14 protein-coding genes are annotated in these 20662 nt (G+C 47.9%); 9 read left to right on the top strand and 5 right to left on the bottom strand.

From position 1 onward, the window contains the following. Positions 1–11: 11 nt before the first annotated feature. Positions 12–713 (top strand): DUF3581 domain-containing protein, encoded by a 702-nt coding sequence (locus CKQ84_RS04400; RefSeq protein WP_105250255.1) that lies wholly within the window; start codon positions 12–14, stop codon positions 711–713. Positions 714–796: 83 nt separating this feature from the next. Here CKQ84_RS04400 and CKQ84_RS04395 read toward each other — a convergent pair whose 3' ends face one another. The 4 genes from CKQ84_RS04395 to dsrO form a co-directional block, all read right to left on the bottom strand. Further along, positions 797–2101, bottom strand: a complete 1305-nt coding sequence (locus tag CKQ84_RS04395; protein ID WP_105250254.1) for a PAS domain-containing methyl-accepting chemotaxis protein — start codon at positions 2099–2101, stop codon at positions 797–799. 303 nt (positions 2102–2404) lie between these two features. Next, positions 2405–5512: a tetrathionate reductase subunit A gene (locus CKQ84_RS04390; protein WP_105250253.1), complete on the bottom strand. Its 3108-nt coding sequence runs from the start codon at positions 5510–5512 to the stop codon at positions 2405–2407. A 35-nt stretch (positions 5513–5547) separates the two neighbouring features. Then, positions 5548–6630 carry an NrfD/PsrC family molybdoenzyme membrane anchor subunit gene (nrfD, locus tag CKQ84_RS04385; protein WP_105250252.1) on the bottom strand — a complete coding sequence of 361 codons (1083 nt, stop codon included), beginning with the start codon at positions 6628–6630 and terminating at the stop codon, positions 5548–5550. Beyond that, positions 6620–7402 (bottom strand): sulfate reduction electron transfer complex DsrMKJOP subunit DsrO, encoded by a 783-nt coding sequence (gene dsrO, locus CKQ84_RS04380; RefSeq protein ID WP_105250251.1) that lies wholly within the window; start codon positions 7400–7402, stop codon positions 6620–6622. Before dsrO ends, nrfD begins: the two co-directional genes overlap by 11 nt. 281 nt (positions 7403–7683) lie before the next feature. Here dsrO and CKQ84_RS04375 point away from each other — a divergent pair, with 281 nt between their 5' ends. The 7 genes from CKQ84_RS04375 (at position 7684) to CKQ84_RS04345 (ending at position 18891) form a co-directional block, all read left to right on the top strand. Further along, positions 7684–9696 (top strand): sensor histidine kinase, encoded by a 2013-nt coding sequence (locus CKQ84_RS04375; protein ID WP_105250250.1) that lies wholly within the window; start codon positions 7684–7686, stop codon positions 9694–9696. Continuing rightward, entirely contained in the window at positions 9696–10307 is a 612-nt protein-coding gene (locus CKQ84_RS04370) for a response regulator transcription factor (RefSeq protein WP_105250249.1), read from the top strand. Before CKQ84_RS04375 ends, CKQ84_RS04370 begins: the two co-directional genes overlap by 1 nt. A 369-nt stretch (positions 10308–10676) precedes the next feature. Beyond that, a complete protein-coding gene (locus CKQ84_RS04365) occupies positions 10677–14351 on the top strand; it encodes an ATP-binding protein (protein WP_105250248.1) in 3675 nt (1224 codons plus the stop codon). 112 nt (positions 14352–14463) lie between these two features. After that, entirely contained in the window at positions 14464–15117 is a 654-nt protein-coding gene (locus CKQ84_RS04360; RefSeq protein ID WP_011790751.1) for a hypothetical protein, read from the top strand. Positions 15118–15165: 48 nt separating this feature from the next. Further along, a complete protein-coding gene (locus CKQ84_RS04355) occupies positions 15166–16386 on the top strand; it encodes a phosphoenolpyruvate carboxylase (protein ID WP_105250247.1) in 1221 nt (406 codons plus the stop codon). Further along, positions 16374–17246 carry a Wadjet anti-phage system protein JetD domain-containing protein gene (locus tag CKQ84_RS04350; protein ID WP_105250246.1) on the top strand — a complete coding sequence of 291 codons (873 nt, stop codon included), beginning with the start codon at positions 16374–16376 and terminating at the stop codon, positions 17244–17246. Before CKQ84_RS04355 ends, CKQ84_RS04350 begins: the two co-directional genes overlap by 13 nt. 400 nt (positions 17247–17646) lie before the next feature. After that, positions 17647–18891 (top strand): dicarboxylate/amino acid:cation symporter, encoded by a 1245-nt coding sequence (locus tag CKQ84_RS04345; protein ID WP_105250245.1) that lies wholly within the window; start codon positions 17647–17649, stop codon positions 18889–18891. Between the two features lie 117 nt (positions 18892–19008). On the opposite strand, the gene CKQ84_RS04340 is transcribed toward CKQ84_RS04345, so the two are convergent. Beyond that, positions 19009–19500, bottom strand: a complete 492-nt coding sequence (locus tag CKQ84_RS04340; protein WP_105250244.1) for a TIGR00645 family protein — start codon at positions 19498–19500, stop codon at positions 19009–19011. Between the two features lie 397 nt (positions 19501–19897). Between CKQ84_RS04340 and CKQ84_RS04335 the strand changes: the two genes are divergently transcribed. Then, positions 19898–20467, top strand: coding sequence for a hypothetical protein (locus tag CKQ84_RS04335; RefSeq protein ID WP_105250243.1), 570 nt, complete (start codon positions 19898–19900; stop codon positions 20465–20467). The last annotated feature ends 195 nt before the right edge of the window (positions 20468–20662 follow it).

The following is a 20662-nucleotide window of genomic DNA, read 5'->3' as shown; positions in this document are numbered from 1 at the left end:
ATAGAGTTTATATGTTTCTAGCGCCTTATTTTTCTAAGCAAAATCAAGCTATTTCCGTTTCAGCACAACAAGCCAGTGACTTCGCGAAGAAAATTGCGCAGGACTTTAATCCTATCCACGATGTGGGGGCAAAACGCTTTTGCGTACCGGGAGATTTACTGTTTGCCCTAGTATTGACTCAATATGGTTTGAGCCAGAGCATGAAGTTTAGCTTTGCGGGTATGGTGGGTGATAGCGTCGAACTGCAATTCCCTGAACAAGTGAACGAGAGTTTTTCGATTCGCGATAGTCGTGAAAAAACCTATCTTAATGTCAGCCGTCATGGCGATGTGAGTTGTTGCGATGCGCAGACCGAATCCTTTATTCGTCAATATGTTGCTTTCTCTGGGCATAATTTTATCGATATTCTGATCCCTTTGATGAAACAACATCAAGTGATGATCAACCCAGAACGGCCTTTAGTGATTTACGAAAGTATGTCGTTTGACTTAACCACTCTCGATTTTGTGCAAGTGACCTTATCACTCGTTGGCCAAGATTTAAAAATCGACGGTAAACGTGGCGATGTGACATTGCATTTTGAATTACACAGTGGCGACACTTTAGTTGGCACAGGTATAAAAACCTTAGTGATGAGTGGATTACGTGCTTACGATGAGGTTCTTGTACAGCAAATGCGTGCCACCTATGAAGGTCGTAAAACTGATTATTGATTGACGTAAAAGCAATAGGTTGGCGTTTTGTCTTTTAGATAAAGCGCCATGCAATCCTTGATAGCGCGATTAAATGCTAGCAATTAATTGTTATTGACTGATAGCTGCGACACGATTGCTGAGACGTTTTCCGCGCCGCTACGTATTTCTCCCATCACCAATGTTACCTCCGCTAACTGTTGTTTTCCTTCCAGTGCAATACCTTCAACTTCGTTCATCATGCTAGTTGCACTTGTGGTGAGTTGTGTATTTTTAGTGACGACGGCGGCAATCTCACTGGTTGATTTACTGGTTCTGGAAGCAAGCTGCCTCACTTCATCGGCGACAACGGCAAAACCTCGGCCTTGTTCCCCCGCTCGTGCGGCCTCAATTGCGGCATTTAATGCCAGTAAATTAGTTTGATCGGCAATCGAACTAATGGTCGCGACTATGGCTTGAATACTTTGAGATTGTTCATTGAGTTGAGTTATCGCCAAGGTCGCTTTATGGGTTTGCTCGGCAATAGCATTAGAGGTATTTACCGTCGCATTGAGTAAATGTACGCCTTGTTCTGCTTGCTCGACGGTACGTTGTGACGTGGTCAGTGCAATATTGGCGGCTTCACGTACAGCGTGGCTTTGCTCGATCCGCTTGCTGATATCGCTCGCAAATTTAATCACTTTAACCACTTTACCTTGCTCATCCATAATAGGATTGTATGCCGCTTCTAACCAAATCGAATCGCCATAAGCATTTTTACGTTCAAAGAGACCGCTGCTATATCGACCTTGCTTTAGATCGTCCCAAAAGTGTGGATTTTGTCGATAAAACTCATCAAAACAGAAAATACGATGGTGTTTACCAATAATCTGCTCTTTGCTAAAGCCCATTGTCTTTAAGAAGTTAGTATTGGCTTTCAAAATCGTGCCATCGGTAGTGAATTCAATAATGGCTTGCGAGCGATTCAAGGCATTAAAAATGGCCGCTTGGTCGTCAAGTTGATGCTTATCTTGGGTGATATCAACGGCTGTTTTCATTATTTTAACGACTTTACCTGCCTGTTTGATTGGGAAGTAAGTGGCTCTAAGCCAGATCTCTTGGCCATTTTTATTCACTCGTGCAAAATTGCCTTCCTGTGGATGACCTGCTTTTAGATTGCTCCAAAATTGCTGGTAGGTAGCAGAATTACCATAAGCCGCCGAGCAAAATAGCTTGTGATGTTGGCCTACGACTTCATTAAGTGAATAACCTACCGTTTTTAAAAACAACGCATTAGCATCGAGAATAATTCCATCAGGCGTAAATTCTACTGTGGCAATACTGTGCTTAATCGAGTCGATGATCGACTCCGCCTCTTGGCGTTTACTTTCGCTCACTTCTAGGCTTTTACGTAATGAAGAGTTGAACACTGAGATACTCCTGATGAGTCTAACTGACTCAAAAACTGCAGTTCTTTATTGAAAGCTCGATATTTCGAGCTAGATATACAGATAAATATAGCTGTGATTTTAATATGTGGTTTATTTCTATGAAACGCGTGATCGGGATCTATATACCTAGATTGAGTAAAAAAGATCACTATTCCTCGGTTTATTCGCGAATAGGCATAGCTAGAAAGCATTAATGATGCGATTAGGCTTAATCAGATTGAATTAAGGCCATAGAAAAAGCTGCCAAAGGGCAGCTTCTTAAGTGTCATCTATGCTCGGCGGTTAGCTTAGTTTTTCAATCTTAGCTGGCAGCCCTTGTCTGGCCGAAGCGCCACTTGCCCAATCCACCAGCGGGTAGCGGCCGTGGCGACTCGGATCAAACAGATTCAAGTCGTTCATATTGATGCCGACTCGGATCAGCGGATTGGCGGCGATTTTAAGGTTGTCGATCACTACGTCCCGCGCGCCGAGTTCCTTATGGCCATAACCGTGTTCGATAGCGATGCAGTCAGGGTGCACTCCGGCAACACATTCCACTAAGGCAATCACGCTGCCGTTGGGCGTGCTGATCTTGACCGTGTCACCTGTGCTGATCCCAAGTCGACTGGCGGTCTTCTCGTTCAGCCGCACCGGATTATTAGGGTGCACTTGGCGCAAACGATCCGAGCCAATACTCATAGAGCTCATGGTGTGGGATTTGTAACTACTGATCAGCAAAGGCCATTGTGATTTATTAAACGCCTTATCGAGCGGTGTGCCATTGGCTAAGGCGGGTTGATATAAGCGCGGACAGCCACTCATAAATTCCCCTGTGAGACTGTTACGCCGGCTACCCACTTCGGGATTCCACAGCATCATAGGTTTTGGCCAAACCTTGGTTGGATTACCCACTTCATCCCGCGCACCGCTCATATTTTCAAAGCGGCCACCGCGGGCAAATAAGTAGCTGACTTTTTTAACTTCATCTGGCTTGAGTCTGGCATTGAGCTCACTTTGGATACGACTCACACCGCTAAGATACATGTCCTCAGCGTTAATATCGGCGACGGCTTTACCCAAATAGGCCACGTTGGCGGCGCCGTAAAGTGAGTAATCCGCTGCGCGCGTTAACGGATGTAAGCTGCCATCGGCGGCCTTAACGGCATTTTCGCCAAAGCCGGGTAGTGCGAGTTTTATTGCCACTTGGCTTAAGAAAGACTCCATGCACACCACATCACCACTGGCCATCTTTGTGACCCTTGGTTCGACAATCGGCCAGCGACCTGTCGTTTCCTTCGTCAGAGTCCCATGCCACGAAGGGCTCCAACCCCATGACTCGTAAGTTAATGTGTCGGGCACGATATAATCCGATAGCGCCGAGGTTTCGTTAATAAAGCTGTCGATACTGATAAACAGTGGCAGCACTTTGGGATCTTTCAGTTGTTCACCAATGGCTTCACCTAGGCCCGCTTGACCATAAATCGGATTGCCCATGTGGTTAATCCATGCTTTGAGTCGATAGGGATAACCGTGCACCGCCGCCGTTAAATGTTCGCCAAGCAAGGGCGATGAAATCGGAAACCAAGGCTCCTTTGCAGGATAAGGCGATTCGCCCGCTTCGACTTTACGGCGATACTCTGAGGTTTTCTCGTAGGGGAATTTAGATCGCGATAGGAATACGCCCTTAGGCTCGACCATGCCGTCAAACTCTTGCAGATTATACCTTGGGCCTTTACCAAAGGCGGGAAAGGAACCGCCGGAAGCTAATGCGCCACCTTTTAAATTGATGTTACCTATCATGGCGTTGAGCATCATGATTGCCCACGCGCTATAAAAACCATTGGCGCTCATTGTGCCGCCGTGGGAGATCACTGCGGCCTTAGTGCCATGGCTGGTAAATTTATCCGCGAGGGCGATAATTTGCGCCTCGCTGATATCGCACTCCTTGGCATAGTGTGCCATCTCGAAGCTCTGCGCCGCTTCACTTAACAGTTGGAAGCTAGATTTAACCGCAATCACCCCCTTAGGTGTGTCGACGTTTTGGTCCACGTCGAGCTTGGCTTTCAGGCTTTGGCTCGCCAAAACTATCTTGCCACTCGCGGCATCGACAACCAACTGCGAGTCTTGCTCGCCGTAGGCTTTGCCGTCGAAAGGTAAGCCAAGATCGCTGGCAAAGAGATATTGGCCATATCTTGAATGGGTAGGTTCGCTGACGATCAAGAAGCCTGCGTTACTAAAACCACGGTAACCTGATGCTTTTGCGGCATCGACATTGGGCGCACTCAAAAAATCGGCGGCATAGCGCTGGTTATCAATAATCCAGCGCAACATGCCCATGGCGAGTGCCGAGTCGGTGGCGGGGCGGATCGGCAGCCAAGTATTGTTACCCGCGCAAGGTTGATTCGAGGTATTGGGTAGCATGGGCGACACCACCACATAACTGAAATTGGTGTTATTCACACGCGCGTTAGCCAATTGTCTTGCTTGGCGTTTAAAGGGATTGCCCGATTGCTGCGGTGAAGTGCCGATAAAGAGTAAAAATTCGCTATGGTCCCAATCGGGTTTCAAGTGGGCGTATTTTTTCAAATCATCCAATAAAGCGCCCGCTCCAGCACGGTAGGTAAATCCACAGTAAGCGCCGTGGTTGGCAAAGTTGCGCGTGCCAAAGCTGTTGAAGGTGAAGCGTTTGATAATGGCATCGCGGCCTTCATCTGATGCGTTTGAGACCAGTAACTGATTAGCTTTAGGGCCGTATTCTGGATTATTGGCGTCGAGCGGCGTGGCGATATCACGAATCGCTCTTAAGCCTTCGACTTGGCCCTCACCAAATAAATCACCACCTTCGACGACTTCATTCAGCAATTGCTCAAAGCTAATGCTCTGCCATTGGCCGCTGCCGCGCTTACCCACGCGTTTAAGACATTGGGTGACGCGATGTGGGCTATCTAATTGTTCTAGCATGGCATTACCGCGGGCGCAGGCGGTGGAACGTCCTTGTAGACCCTGTTCTTGAAAGGCGCTAAGCCCAACAAAGGCGGTTTTGATCGGTGTATCGAAATCGATATGTTCCCGCGATGACAGCGGGTGATAAGGATTACCGCTGATACGGATGATTTTATCGGTTTTTTGATCGATACGAGCGCGCACGCCGCATTTGGTCCAGCAACCTAAGCACATAGTATTGGCTATGCGTTGATCGTCATTGCTGATTAACTGGCCTGACTGTAAATCGACTTTGTATTCAGGTGCTAAGGAATTGCCATGCAGCGGATCTTGGGTTGGTTTTCCTGAGGTACCATTGACGACACCTTTACCTATTTGCGCTAATGTATGGCTATAACCCGCGGCAAATAATCCCACACCACCCGTTACAGCGGCCCCTTTGATAAAACGACGTTTACTCTTATCCATGATGGACTCCTTAATTCTGTAAACTAATTGGGTGCTCAGCGAGCAAGTTTTGCCGCAGGCGTGTGGCGAATAAGTTCGGAGACCAGCGCCATTAATGCTAACCAGAGGCCGAAGGTCCCAGCTATGCCTAATAGCCCTTCGGGTCCCCAAGGCAGTTGATAGAGATAAGTCCCTGCGCCGTATTTAGGATCGGTTTGCGCTTGAATTAGCACTATCCAGCGAAACCCCCACGCGAGATGAATAGCTGTGAGGCTGACGACGAGCATTGCCACATTGGGTAAGTGACGAATGGCGAGCATCAGTGCCAGCACGGCGAGTGTGACCAGTACCCAGATTGCAGCAAGTTGCCAGCTTGGGCTGGTTTCAAGCAATAATGCGGCTTCAGGGGCCGAGCCCTTATCGAATAACGCCCAGCCGATAAGGCATAGGGCGAATAGACCAAAACTTGCTCTTACCCAGAGTAATAGGCTGTCTTGGGTGCGCTGTTGGTAGCCCTTTAATAGTCGATTCAGTACCACCAAAGTGCCGCAGGCGGCGAGCAGGGCACTCATTGCCATCAAAGGTGGCAGCCAATAGGTATGCCACAGTGGCCGCGCCTTAATGGCCATGGTTTCCATGCCAGTGTAGAGGGCAATACTGCAGGCACTCAGGGCCGTGATCAGTGCGATCGGCTTGATGAATTTGTCACTGTTCCAATCACCGAATCTCAATAATTGGCCTATTTTATTCACCCAATCGGAGTCTTGATTCGTGGTGCGCTTAGGCAGATATTGACGCAGTAGCAGCCAAGCAAACACTGCGCTGGTGCCCGAGAATACGGGCAGTAAAAAGGCGCCATACCACATCCAAGAATCAGGGCGAACTTGCGCATAAAAATGCCAAGCCCGCAGCGGTTGGTGTAAATCGGCGAGTAAGGCGATAGGAGCGACTATGCCCGCGGTTAACATTAAACAGGCGCAGAGCTTCAGCAATCTGTCATCGGGTTTGGGTTGGCTAAACAAGTGTATTGTCGCTACCCATACGCTGGCGTAGGCGAGCCCCATCATAAAAAAGTATTGCACTGCCCAAGGTAGCCAAGTAATAGCGATATCTGGGGTAAAGATTTCTTTAATGACCATGGTGGATCTCCTCGCCAGTATCGGTAAGTAAGGTTCTAACGGGGGCTTGGCCGCTAATCTTGTCCTCAAAAGCGCTGCTCATGCCGATGTAGAACACCCGTGGCGCAGTGTTGGCCGTCGGTTTGAGCACCTTGATATCGGTTTTGTTGGTGGCGAGCAGTTGGCTTATCTGGCTGTTGGGATTATTTAGATCGCCAATCACACGGGCTTCTCCTACGCAGGTTTCGACACAGGCGGGCAGTAACCCTGCATCTAACCTGTGGGCGCAGAAGGTACATTTGTCGGCGGTATTGGTGTCGTGGTTGATAAAGCGCGCATCATAGGGGCAGGCTTGCACGCAATAGCCACAACCAACACACCATTCATTGTTGACGACCACTATGCCGTCCTTGCGCTGGAAGGTCGCGCCCGTAGGACAAACTGGGATGCAGGGCGGGTTTTCGCAGTGATTACAAAGTCTTGGTAGCATTAAAAACGCAGGCGGAGTGGTATCTTCCTGCTGCGAGACTTCATACTGCTGCACTGTGGTGCGAAATTGCCCGAGGGGTGGTTGATTCTCGATAGTGCAAGCGACGGTACAGGCTTGGCAGCCCACACAGCGGCGCAAGTCAATTACCATACCGTAACGTTTACCCACTTGGCCTTCGCTGGCACTGTGCATTTGAGGGCTGCGCTTATCATCCTGTGCATACACTTGCACGACAGGGATGAGTGCGGCGCCAACACTGACGCTGGCCATTTTGCCGAGAAACTGGCGTTTACTCTTGTCCATACAGATTTCCTTCACTACTTGCAGATGGTGAATAAACTGGCTCATAGACCTAGAGTTAAGGTTTATGGCGAGGTTTACAGGCATTCTGTAAAAGGGGAGGCGGCATAACTATAGTGGTTTTCCACATATCGGGTGTGGACTTGATCTAGCGCAACAAATATCCGTTAGAATAGCCTTCAAAATGCTAGGGTTTTATTTTTTGTTACTTGAGTTTGGCCTTTTCTTAGCTTGAGTTGGACTTGATTTTAGTTTGAGTGAATGGGGATAAAGGATTGCACTTCATGTTATTGAGGATGATGAAAACGGTGTTTCGCTTCGCTGTATCGGTCAAGTGGCCGTTATCGATTCTAAGCACTCCACATTCCGTGGCAATACCGAGAAAAAAGCCAAGGAACGCAGTGTTATTCCTATGCTTGCTGGCTTCAGTTAAGGTGTTTGCTGCGGAGCCACTGAATCAAAGCGTACATTCGGGCTTAACTGACCCTGAGGTTGTTGCTCAAGTTGCTATCGAAGAGCCCAGTTATCAAGTGGTCGATGTTGGCGTGTTAGCCATCCGCGGTTATAAGGCAACCATCAACCGCTGGCAACCTTTGATGGGGTGGCTCGAAACCCAAATTCCCAACAGTTACTTTAGGTTACATCCTCTCACCCTCGATGAGCTAGCTAAGGGCGTTGAAACCCAAGGGCTCGATTTTGTGATCACCAACCCAGGGCAATCCGTGTTGCTGGCGCGGCAATATTCCCTCACTTGGTTGGCGACCCTGCGTAGTCCGTTAAATAATGGCGCGGCAATGCAAGTGGGTTCGGCGCTGGTGGTGCGCGCCGATTCACCCTATCACACCTTAAGTGATCTTAAGGGGCGTCGACTCGGGATCGTATCGAAAAATGCCTTTGGTGGTTACTTGACCTTAGTGTACGAAGCGCAGCTAAAGGGCATAGATTTGCCTCGCTTTGTGGGTGAGATTATTCCGCTGGGGTTTCCGCTAGACAACTTGATTTATCAGTTAGATAACAAAAAAACTTCCACAGAGCGACATCAACAGTTAGATGCTGCGGTCGTGCCTGTGTGTCAGCTTGAGCAGATGCAAACGGAAGGTCTTATTAACATCGCCCATTATCGAGTGATCGATAATCAAGCGCCTGCGGGATTTAATTGCCAAGTCTCGACCCACCTTTATCCCAACTGGTCTATGGCAAAGACCAATCGCGCCTCCCAGTCTCTGGCTAAAAGTGTGACTCAAGCTTTGCTGGCGCTGCCTGAAGATCATTTCGCCGCTAAGTCTGCCGATTCTGCGGGCTGGACCACGGCCGTGAGTCAGCTTGCGATCGATCAACTGCTTAAAGATCTCGATATGCATCCTTTGCAGGCACCATGGTGGCAAAGGGCGTGGCAGTGGATCAAGCTACATCAACAATGGGCTTGGCTTGTTTTGGGGATTTTGGTTTTACTCAATGTGTATCATTTTTGGCTTGAATACCGCTTTAGTCGCCGCGGCCGTGAGTTGATTAACACTCAGCGTCAGCTCAATGAAAACCGCGCGTTACTGGAACATGCCCAGCGTATTGCAATCGCGGGCGAGCTTGGCGCGAGTCTCTCCCATGAACTCAATCAACCTTTGGCGGCGATTGGCCATTATTGTCATGGCGCCGAAGTGCGATTACAGCGGGGGATGAGCCCTGAGGAGTTGCAATCTGTATTGGCGCTGATCCAGCAGGAAGTCACGCGCGCCGACAATATTATCAGTCGCTTACGTAATTTATTGAAGAAGCGACCTGTGTCGAAACAGCCTTTGTATTTGCATGAGTTGGTCAATGATACTGTGCCGCTGCTTGCCTATGAGTTTGAACAACATCAGATAAACCTTGCCGTCAATGTGAATGGTGAACCTTATTTACAGTCCCTCGATGAAGTTGGTATGCAGCAGTTGTTGCTTAACTTGCTGAAAAACGCCTTTGACGCCTGCGTTCAGCGGTTAGAGCTTGAATCCAGTGGCACCGAACAGAGCATCACGCAAAAGCCATACACACCCACGATCGATATCGATCTTCGCTATCAAGAATGCACGCTCTTGCTGACAGTCACAGATAATGGCACAGGGTTAACCGAAGAGACCAGTCTGCTGATGCAAGCATTTTATTCCACTAAATCAGAGGGGTTAGGTTTAGGCTTAGTGATTTGCCGTGATATTGCCGAGAGCCATGGTGGGACGTTTAGCCTAGAAAGCGCTATGGGTGGCGGTTGCCAAGCGCAGGTGGCTATACCGCATAAACCTGAGCCCAATGGAGCACAATAATGAGTCTTGCCTTACCTGTGTATTTAATCGATGACGATGACTCAGTGCGTCGTTCTTTGCGTTTTATGCTTGAAAGTTATGGCCTTAAGATCACCGACTTTGATAGCGCCGAAGCCTTTTTTACCGCCGTAGACTTAACACTACCGGGTTGTGCGCTGGTCGATGTGCGAATGCCGGGTTTGAGTGGTCAGCAGTTGCACCTTGAATTAGTGGCAAAAAATAGTCCGCTAGCGGTGATTTATCTCACTGGCCATGGCGATGTGCCAATGGCGGTAGATGCGCTTAAATTAGGTGCGGTGGATTTTTTCCAAAAGCCCGCCGATGGCGCTAAGTTAGCCGAGGCGGTCGTCAAAGCGCTGGAACATACCAAGGCGCATCATCAAGACAATCAGTATTTTGAGACTTATCAAGCGCTCACGCCAAGGGAGCGGGAAATACTCAACCTGATTGCCCAAGGCCTGAAGAACCAAGAGATCGCCGATAGCCTCTGTATTGCCATGCGCACGGTCGAGATCCACCGAGCCAATTTGATGAAAGGCATGCAAGTGGGATCGCTGGCGGAAATGATGCTGATCTACAGTCGGATTGCCGAACGCCTGCGTCTTGAATAAATCCGCTGGAATTTACCTTTTATCGCGCTAATTGCCGCTTTGTTAGCCGCCTATTTTGGCTAAGTTGTCGTATCATTGGCCGTTTGATTTGAGCCTAGCTATAGGGTTATGTTTTTGCTGAGCAATGGGCTGAGATGTGAGCCAAGGCATTAGTGCATCGCCGCTTAATTGCCAATACACTGTGATTGCCTTATTTTAGGGGCACTATTTTTAGGCCACGATTTTTAACATCACTTTTTAGTCACTTTTTTAAAGTGTTTATTTACAGTGACGATTTTAATGTCAGTGGCCCTCTTGGATTGTTTTCTCTTATTTGTGTAGAAGCTTCTGCAGCTTAGATAAGACTCTCCTGTTTGCATAAGGAATGAAATGGCAAGCTTGATTCGTATTGTGCTGATTGATACGCACCTTCCGGGCGTGGTGGAACTCGCCCTCAATGGTCATACCAACATTTGTGGTACTAACGCCTCGGGTAAAACGACATTACAACGTCTAGTCCCTGTTTTTTATGGTGAATACCCAAGCCGCGTGGTGCCTTCGACCCGCGACAGTTTCGAGCGTTGGTATTTGCCACACGATTCAAGCTACATCATTTACGAATATCAAAAGGCCGATGGCTTACTGTATCAAGCCGTGTTGGCCTCGGCGGGCGATGGTAAGGGCGTTAACTATCGCTTTATCGCTAAAGGTTTTGAGCTAAGCGATTATATTAAATCGCAAAATGGCGACACTATTCTGTGCCACACCATGGCGGAATTAGGCCGTGATTTAAAACGTGCCGGCATCGCGACCACTAATTTGCTTAATACCCGTGAATATCGCGCCATTATTCAAAACGATCGCACCCTATTAAGCACGGGCAGCAACCGCAGCGAACTACGCGGTTATGCACGCCAATTTGCTCTGTGTGAGGGTGAGCATTCCCTGCGCCACATCGAAAAACTCGCTAAAGCGGTGCACTCCAAAGAAGGCAAGATGGAGACGGTCAAATCCATGATCGCCGCCATTTTAGAGGAGGACGGGGTTAATCCGCCCAGCTCACGCTTAAACCCACAGCGCGTTGAGGCGTGGATCCGTGAGAGCCAACTTATCCAAGGCTTTGAAGTCATTCGTCCTGAGTTTGAAAAACTCGAGCAAGAATTTAACCAACTGCTCAGCGCCGAACTGCGTTTATCGAGTCTGTCCCGCGGTTATCGCAACGATGAAACCTTAGAAGCCGATCGCCAAGATATTCAGCAAACCTTATCTAAAGAGCTGAATTTAAAACTCAGATTGCTTGATGATGAATGGAAAGAGCAGCGCGATGAGCTCAATCTCGATTTATCGGCAGCTAAGGGCGATGTGGCAAAGTGCGAGTATGAGCTCGATGCCATTGAAGATCAGCATGCTGCCTTTTTAGATGCCAACATAGAGCAAGCCAAGGCCGATCTTGAGATGCTGCCGAACTGGCGCACCGATGTTGAAAACCTAAGTGAACGCCATAAGCTGCAAACCGAGAAGCACCAAGACATTGAGGCGGCGTACAATGCCCGTCGCAGTAAGATTGGCGAGCAGTTAAACCGCGAGCTTGAAGGTTTGCATGCCGACCAAGACAAGCAGCGTGAAGCCCGCGATAAACAACGTGAAGTGGCGCGCACCGATATTGACGCCCTAGAGCTGCAATGGCGCAACCAAATGGATGCGGGCAAGGCTAGCTTTAGCGAGCAGGAATACCAATTCAAACTCACTGCCGCCGAGCTTAAATTACGTGTCGATGGCGTGACTTACACTGAAGAAGAAAAGCTGAGTCTCGCAATTTTCGATGAGCGTATTCACTGCGCCGACGAAGAACAAGAAAGCTGCAATGCCAAGGTTGAGCGCTTAAGCAGTGATGAGCGCAAGCTCAGAGCCAAACGTGACCAAGCCAACGAAGCCTTGCGTATCGCCACCTTAAGGGTGAATGAGCGTCAAACTGCGCTGGATGAACTGCACCACATGCTGTTCCCGCAATCCCACACCCTATTGGAGTTTCTGCGTAAAGAATCCCAAGGCTGGGAGCAAAGTTTAGGGAAAGTGATCGCGCCTGAACTACTGCATCGCACTGATTTACATCCAAGCTTAGTGACTGAATCGAGCGAAGCTTTCTTTGGCGTGCATTTAGATCTTAAAGCGATCGATGTGCCTGAATATGCCGCCTCCGAACAAGAGCTGCGTATTCGGTTAAGCAAAGCCGAAGAAGCCCACACTAGTGCCCAAGAAATGCAGGCCGAGGCCGAATCTCAGCTGGTGGCCATTAATGGCGAGTTGGATAATCTCAGCCGTGAACTGACCTTTGCCCGCACGGCGTACAAAAATAGCCGTGACGATCTGCGTCGCCTATTTGATGAAAAGCGCAGCGAGCAAGAGAAAATCAACAAAGCATTGAGCGAGCGCAAAGCCCATGCGGGACAAAGACTGACTCAACTCGATGGTGAGCTAAAACAACTTAAACATCAGCACGAACTCTGGCTCGAAGATCAAAAAGAGCAAGCGCTCGAAGCGCGCATGGAAAAGAATGCCTATTGGCAGGAAGTCATCGGCGCGCTCGACAACCAACTCGGCCAAATTAAAGCGACTATTGAAGGACGCCGCGAAAGCGCCAAAATCGAGCAGAAAGCCTGCGAGACTTGGTACAAAAACGAGCTTAAATCCCGTGGTGTGGATGAGGATAATATCCTCAAACTCAAGCAACAAATTCGTGATTTAGAAACCAAAATCAGCCGCGCCGAGCAGCGTCGCAGCGACGTACTGCGCTTCGACGATTGGTATCAACACACTTGGCTTGCGCGCAAACCTAAACTGCAAACTCAGCTTAGCGATGTGAAGCGCGCGGTATCGGAAATCGATCAACAGCTTAAGGCGAAAACTCAGGATGTTAAGGCCCGCCGTCAACAACTCGAAACCGAGCGTAAAGCGTCCGATGCGGCGCAGGTTGAAGCTTCTGAAAACTTAACTAAATTACGTGCCGTGATGCGCAAATTGGCCGAGCTTAAGTTACCGACCAATAACGAAGAAGCCCAAGGCAGCCTAGGCGAGCGTCTGCGCCAAGGTGAAGACTTGCTGCTGAAACGCGATTACCTGATGGGGTCAGTGAAGCAATATGTGGAGCATTTTGACTCAGTGATCGCCAGCAAGTCAGGTTCGGGCCTTGCCGAAACCTGGGAGCGTGCCCGAGAAGAATCGAGCTTTATCAACGACAAAGGCATTCGTCTGCTGGATTACCGTAAGTTAGTGCCACAGCTTGAGCAATTGCTGAACGTGATCGTGCCGCAATCGATTACTGCGCTGCGTGAGCAAGGACGGATTTTTGGTGTCGACTTAACTGCCTTCTACGATGTGTTAGCCGATATCGACCGCCGCATTGCCTCCCAAAGTGCGCGTATTACCCGCGAAGTGGGCGAAGAGTTATTCCTCGATGGTGTGTCTGAATCGGCTGTACGTATTCGTTCGCGTATCAGTGAGTTAGAGTTCTGGCCTGAGCTTGAGCAGTTCGTCAAAGCCTTTAAGCATTGGAAAGCCGATGGCTTTAATGGCTTGCCCGATGAGGATTATACCAACAGTATGCGCCGCGCCTTAGACATTATCGGTCGCGCCGCATTAACGGGGGGAATCTCTAAGTTACTGGAAATCGAGCTGCGCCTCAAAGAAGGTAACAGCGATTTGATCATCCGCACCGACAGACAGCTTAACGAATCCTCAAGCCACGGTATGGCGTATCTGATTTTGTGTAAGTTCTTGTTGGCATTCACGCGCTTGCTGCGTGGCCGCGCCGATGTGACCATTCACTGGCCAATTGATGAGTTGGGCACTTTGCACCATACCAACGTGAAGAAGATTTTCGATGCCTGCGAAAATAACAATATTTGTGTGCTGGGCGCCTTCCCGAACCCTGAGTCTGAGGTGCTGAACTTGTTCGCTAATCGTTACATTATCAACAAACAAACTAAGAAGTTGCAGGTGGTGAAGCCTAAGGTCAACCCAATAGCAGACATGTTGAACAAGCGTTTGTCGAAGGAGGCCATCTAATCATGCTTGAATTAAAACAAACCAAGATGTTGCAGCTGGTAAAACCTAAGGCTAACGTGAAAAGCGCAATTGCCGACATGTTGAACAAGCGTTTGTCGAAGGAGGCCATCTAATGAGTGATGCAACCCAAACCGTATTAGTTGGCACTGGCGCTTTGATTGAGCTGTTACTCAAGGGCGAGTTTATTTGCCGCACCACCAATGAAGAAGGCTGGCGCGCCCTTAAAAATAGCAGCACCCGCGAGCGGGTTGAAGCCTACTTAAACCAGATCAACCGTACCGTGGCGTCTGCCGCCGAAGGTGATGTGTTCTTCTGCGGTTATTTGCAGCTCGGCGATGCCGAACGCAAAGTGATTTCATCGCAGTTTAAAGATATCTGTCAGGCATTGATCCCGCTGGTGGAATGGTTGGTATTAGTGCAAGAAGCCAGTGGCCAAGATGCGCCGCTGAGCGAAGGTGCGCCCGTGCGTTTAACCGAGCTGCAAAGCCGTATCGAAGACACGCCGGCGTTCCGTGAGCAGTTAGCCAAACTCAGCCAATATCGTCTATTTGGCTCGACCAGTACCAACAGCGATGCGCAAATCAAATTAGTCTTCAAACGCTTAGTCGAACTCGGCTATTTAGTACGACCCAATGCGGAGAAGCAAATCTATATCGCCACGGGCAAGCTGGATTACCTGTATGAAGTCATTCGTTTTATCGATGAAACCGAAGGTTTAAGCCTAGAAGCGCAGGCAGAAACGGCGACTCAGCGGGACTTAATCTAATGTTGGCACGATTAAACCTAGGTAAAAGCTGCGACCAAGGAGGCCGTGATGAGCAGTAACTTACATCAGGCGGGGGTTAAGCTGCTCAAGCAGTTAGGTCGCCATGCTGACATCATTATGGACGCCTATTTAGCGGGCTCTCTTAACGAGGATGCGCACGATCCAAGCGTGGTCGAAAAGCTTAAACAGGCAGGGATTTTATGGCGGCCAGAGCCAGATCAAGAGCTGCGGCTTAAGCGTTCTGTGCGAGCCTTGCTTGAAGAAGGCTTAAGTGACGAGCGCAATCGCCAAATCGACTCTAATGTCGGTTCGGCCTTAGCGACCATTAAAACCTTGGCCGACCATTATAAAGAGGCGCGTCATAGCTCAGACTACAGCGCGGCCGAGGCCTACTTGTCTGATTTGAGCGAGCATGTTTATAGTTTCGCCGACAGTCTGCGTTATTCGATCCGTGTGCTCTGGGGCCGGATCAACAACGAGTTCGGTTACGTCGGTACGATCAACGCTAAGATCCGCGAAAACGAATTAGCCCAAAGCCAAGTGTCTGAATTACTTAATGGCTTAGAGATGTTCCAGTTTAGTGAGCTAGGCGAAATTGCTGGCGATATCCGTGAACTGCGCAAGCTCTTAGTGACGACTTTGCAGGAAACTATGAGCGACTGCGCCCAGGAACTGAGCGTAGTGCAGGGGCGTTTACTCGAACTCTTAGGACGCTTCAGACAAATCCGTGGGCGTACCCGTTTGCTTAAGGGCTGGTTACTCTACACTGACTTGCATCCGGATTATCGTCCTGCAGACCATGTGTCCCACAAGGAAATCCCGAGTCTATTCAATCGCGCCGAAATCTTGCTCGCCCCTGCATCGGTAGATGTGCACAACGCCAGCCAAGAACTGGAGTTGATGGGCATAGTCGCGCACATTAAAGCTATCAGCCGTCATCCCGTGATTGCGGCGGTGCGTGAGCATGATGTGTCCGTTTCTATCACCCAAAGTGAAGACTTTGATGTGCCGGATAATCCACTCAAACAAGCGGTGGATGAGTATTTCGTCGATGTGATTGAGTCTGGCCTGCGCCAATCGGCGCTGGAATATCTGGCGGATAAAGCGCTGCCTTGGGACGCCGAAAGCTGGATTTATCAAGTGATTGGTGGCTACGAAGGTCTGCCCGATGAACACAAAGCGTATTTTGAGCTTGAGCCCTTGGGCGAACCGCATCCCATCTATAGCGGCAACTTTATTATTCGCGATGTTGAGTTATGGCTCGCCTAGGCCAGCAACAATTACAACTGTTGGAGAACGCTTTTATTAAGCGTTCTCCCAAGGTTAAGCTCACGGCTAACTGGCGCGCGATTCATCGCGAGTTAGAAGTGGGTGAGTTAGACGGATCCGAAAAGTATCTGTGTTTTGCGCCCAAAGATTTTGAACTGCTAAGGCAAAGCGTGTTGGCGTTAATGGGGCTTGATTTAAGGCAGCTTGATTTCAATGTCGATCGCATGGCGATGTCCGCCAAAAGTCACGATGAAAAGCTCGCTAAGATCCGCCCCGAAGCCGAATACGTTTTGATGAAATATCTAGGTTTCGAATCTTCACCAACTGGGATTTCAACTCGCACATCACTGCGAATTCCATTGGATGAAGCACAAAAGCATTGCCATGAACTCAATGTCGCAGCCATCCTAGTGGTTGAAAACTTAGATGTATTTGATGTTATCCATCAAGCGCGTTTGCCACAGGATTTAACTCATGTGATGGTTATCTACCGTGGTAGCGGTCATCATTCCCCGATTGGCGTGCGGCATTTTTTGCAAGCGATGGCAGATAAATTGCCGATCATTGCCTTTACCGACTTAGATCCCGCAGGACTACAAATCGCCCATACCTTAACGGGCGTGACCCACTGCCTTGTGCCACAACTTGTGCTGACAGCACCTGCTGAGTTATTGGCGAGAGCACAAATTAATTCTACTGATGATTTCGACAAGCAAGCGAAACAGGCTAAGTATTTGCAAAATGCCGAGTTAAAGCATTGGCAAAAATTAGCCGTTTGGTTAAATCAACACCGTATTAGTATCAAACAGCAACACCTGCTGGCTCACGGACTTGAACTAGTGTTAGTGCCATATATTTAGTTGTCATCCATTTCATCTCTCTGCTTTACTGTAATTAACTGGTTTTAAATCCTGTTATAAATTTAAATTCAGTTATTAAGTCTGAGTTTTATTTGGCTTTTGTTTCTTATATGTTTAATTTGATGTTATTTGGTGTTTATTTTGTTTTTTATACTGGTTTAAATATATTTCGTTAGTGCTCAAATATTGTGCTGGTAAATTTTTTATGTTTTAAAATCAGTTTATTACTGTTTTTCTGTGATAGTGTTAACTTAATTCAAGATGAAAAAATGAAATTTATTCATTGAATTAACGGCTAGCATGTTTCACTATCCCCGCCTGAGCCAAAAATGGATTGGCAATTGTGCTCATCATGGAAGATGAATAACAAATAAATGACCTTTCTGGGGAAATCACAAGCATGATGAAATCACTTTCGACGCGGATCTTTATTGGTCTGTTTGCCGGCCTTATTTTCGGCACAATAGTGCAATACTTCTTAAACGATATCGGTTTTTTCTCGGGTAATTTAGTCGAGCTTGCCGGTGGCGTTGGTACTATGTTCGTCAATATGATCATGATGCTGGTTGTGCCACTCGTGTTTGTGAGCATCGTTTGTGGTGTCTGTGAGCTGCAAGATCTCAAAAGTTTTGGCCGCTTGGGCGGTAAGACCTTCGGTTTTTATATCATCAATACCTTTGTCGCAATCGCGACCGCATTATTCGTGGTGCTGCTACTCGAACCCGGTAAAGGTGTAGATATGGGCAGCACGGATGGCGTAGCGATTACAGCAACTGAATTGCCAAGCCTGATGGCGTTGGTGATCGACATAGTCCCACGTAATCCTGTGACGGCTTTTATGTCGGGCAATATGCTACAAGTGATCTTTATGGCCTTGTTGCTTGGCGGTGTGATTAAGTCCCTTGGTGAGCATGTTGCGGGTGCTGTCCAAGGTTTTCAAACCGCCAATAAAATCATGATGAAACTGATTTCTGTGGTGATGAGTCTTGCGCCCTATGGTGTATTTGCCTTGATGTTTAAACTCGGCGCGACCTTAGATGCAGGTGTGTTTATGAGTGTGGTTGAGTATATGGTGCTGATCCTCGCGCTGCTGCTACTGTGGATTTTTGTGGTTTATCCTATGGCAGTGGGGATATTTACCCCAATTTCAGCCAAAACCTTCCGCGAGAAGACCCAAGAGCAAGTGCTGTTTTCACTCTCGACCGCAAGCTCAAATGCGACTATTCCCGTGACCATGCGTACTTTAACTGACAAGTTAGGCGTGAACCGTGCTGTTGCTGGTTTTGGTGTACCGCTGGGTGCAACCATGAACATGGGCGGTGTGGCGATTTATATCACTATTGCGATTTTCTTTGTTGCCAATGCTTTTGGCATGCCCATTACCTCTGAGCAATTGCCTTCGCTGTTATTTAGTGTCTTCCTATTATCTGTCGGTGCGGGCGGTGTTCCCGGTGGCGGCATGGTGATGATAGGTGTGTTAATCCATCAAATGGGATTACCGATTGAAGCCTTTGCGATTGTGGCAGCGCTGGATCGTATTATTGATATGGTGCTGACGTCCTGTAACGTGGTTGGTGATACTGCGGTGTTGACCATAGTGGATCAAACCGAGAAAGTGCATCAGCTTGAGTCGGCGAAGAGTTAATGTGCCATTAAGTCGTATTTTATAAAAACAAAAGCCACTGAAAACAGTGGCTTTTGTTTAATATTCTCTATGCTGGTATTGATGCGTTGATAGGTTGGCATCAACTATGTTAGCCCATTACTTAGTGCGAGTAATTTTATCTAGATAGCCCATGGCAAAGGCTGATAATACAAAGGTGATGTGTATTAACAGATACCACATGATTTTGTCGTTATCGATATTCTTCACATCCATAAAGATTTTCAGTAGGTGAATAGACGAAATCGCCACAATCGACGCCGCCACTTTGTTTTTCAGTGAGCCAGAATCTAATTTACCCAGCCAACTTAGCTTCTCACTGTCTTCGCCCACATCCAGCTGCGAGACGAAATTCTCATAGCCAGAAAACATCACCATCACAATCAGGCCGCCCACGAGGGTGATATCAATCAAGGACAGGGTCACCAGCACTAAATCCACTTCAGTCATCTCAAAAATGATCGGCAGAATATGGAAGATCTCTTGGAAGAATTTAATGCCTAAGCCCAATAAAACAAAGCTGAGTCCCAAATAAATTGGCGCCATAATCCAGCGCGATGCATACATTAATTTTTCAAATATTTGTTCCATAATCCATTAAACCCTTTATCTAAAATGCGGTAAAAAATCGAGTCACTAATGACTAAAACAGTAACATAATGCACTTTATGCGCGCTATTACCCAATCACAAGGGCGTGAGTTATATGCTGTTATTGTGTTTTTTTTGTAACCTCTGTGGTTATTTAAACCCTATGTTAGGTGTTAGTAGCGCCACATCGTTTAATTTGCACTGCCTTTGATATGTCTGATCGTCGCTTTTTTCAACCTAATACTAAGCAAATTCAGCCATGGATGATCATTTTTCTTGGCATTTTAGGGCTTTGATGAAGGAAGTGACATTTGTCATCCTAGATTGCTGACAACTCACACTGCCGTGATGGACATTTTACGCAGATACTTAAGTCATCTAAACAAGGAGGCTTAATCATGCAACATAAATCACTGGACCAACAATTAATCGAATACCGTCAACAACGTGCTTTAGCTATGCCCTTATCTGGCATGATTGTGTGGAGCCTACTGTTTGTATTGAGCTTTGTATTACCTCCTTCGCAGTTGGTGATGGCGGTCTTTATCGGTACTGGTTCTATTATCTACCTTGCCATGGGTATTTCGCGGCTGACAGGCGAGAATATCTCGTTTAAGAAAAGCGCTGAGCGTAATTGGTTTGAGACTATGTTTCTCGCTGCGATGGGGATGAGCTTTTTAACCTTTAGCATCAGTATTCCCTTTTTTATGGAAAATTATCTAACTTTGCCTTTCGCCCTTGCGGTGCAAACAGGTTTAATGTGGTTAGTCCACGGTGTTTTAGCTGCGCAAAAGGTGGCCATAGTGCATGCGATAGTGCGCACTTTAGCCTGTGTGGCAGCTTTCATGCTCTGGCCCGAGCTGAGCTTTCAAATTCAGCCTCTAATCGTGGTGTTTTGTTATGGTTTTTCAATTCCTGTGATGCAGCGCCGTTGGAAGATTCAGCAAAATCTGTGTGCTAGCAATTAGTGGGTTATCTTTGGGATATTGTGTAGATTTTGGCTTTGCGGCCTAATGGCCGAGGTGAATCAAAGTCGTGGGGCTTCACACCTGACGCTTAATCAAGAGTCTAACAAGGTGATCTCGCCCTAGATCGATTTGTATGTCTGCCAGCGCACAGAGCTCAAACTGGTGTTATTGCATTATGGTTATTACCCTGCACTT

Source organism: Shewanella sp. WE21 (assembly GCF_002966515.1).
Taxonomy (GTDB): domain Bacteria; phylum Pseudomonadota; class Gammaproteobacteria; order Enterobacterales; family Shewanellaceae; genus Shewanella; species Shewanella oncorhynchi.
Note: the sequence above shows the minus strand (reverse complement) of the source record. Positions and strands in the feature narration are given on the sequence as shown.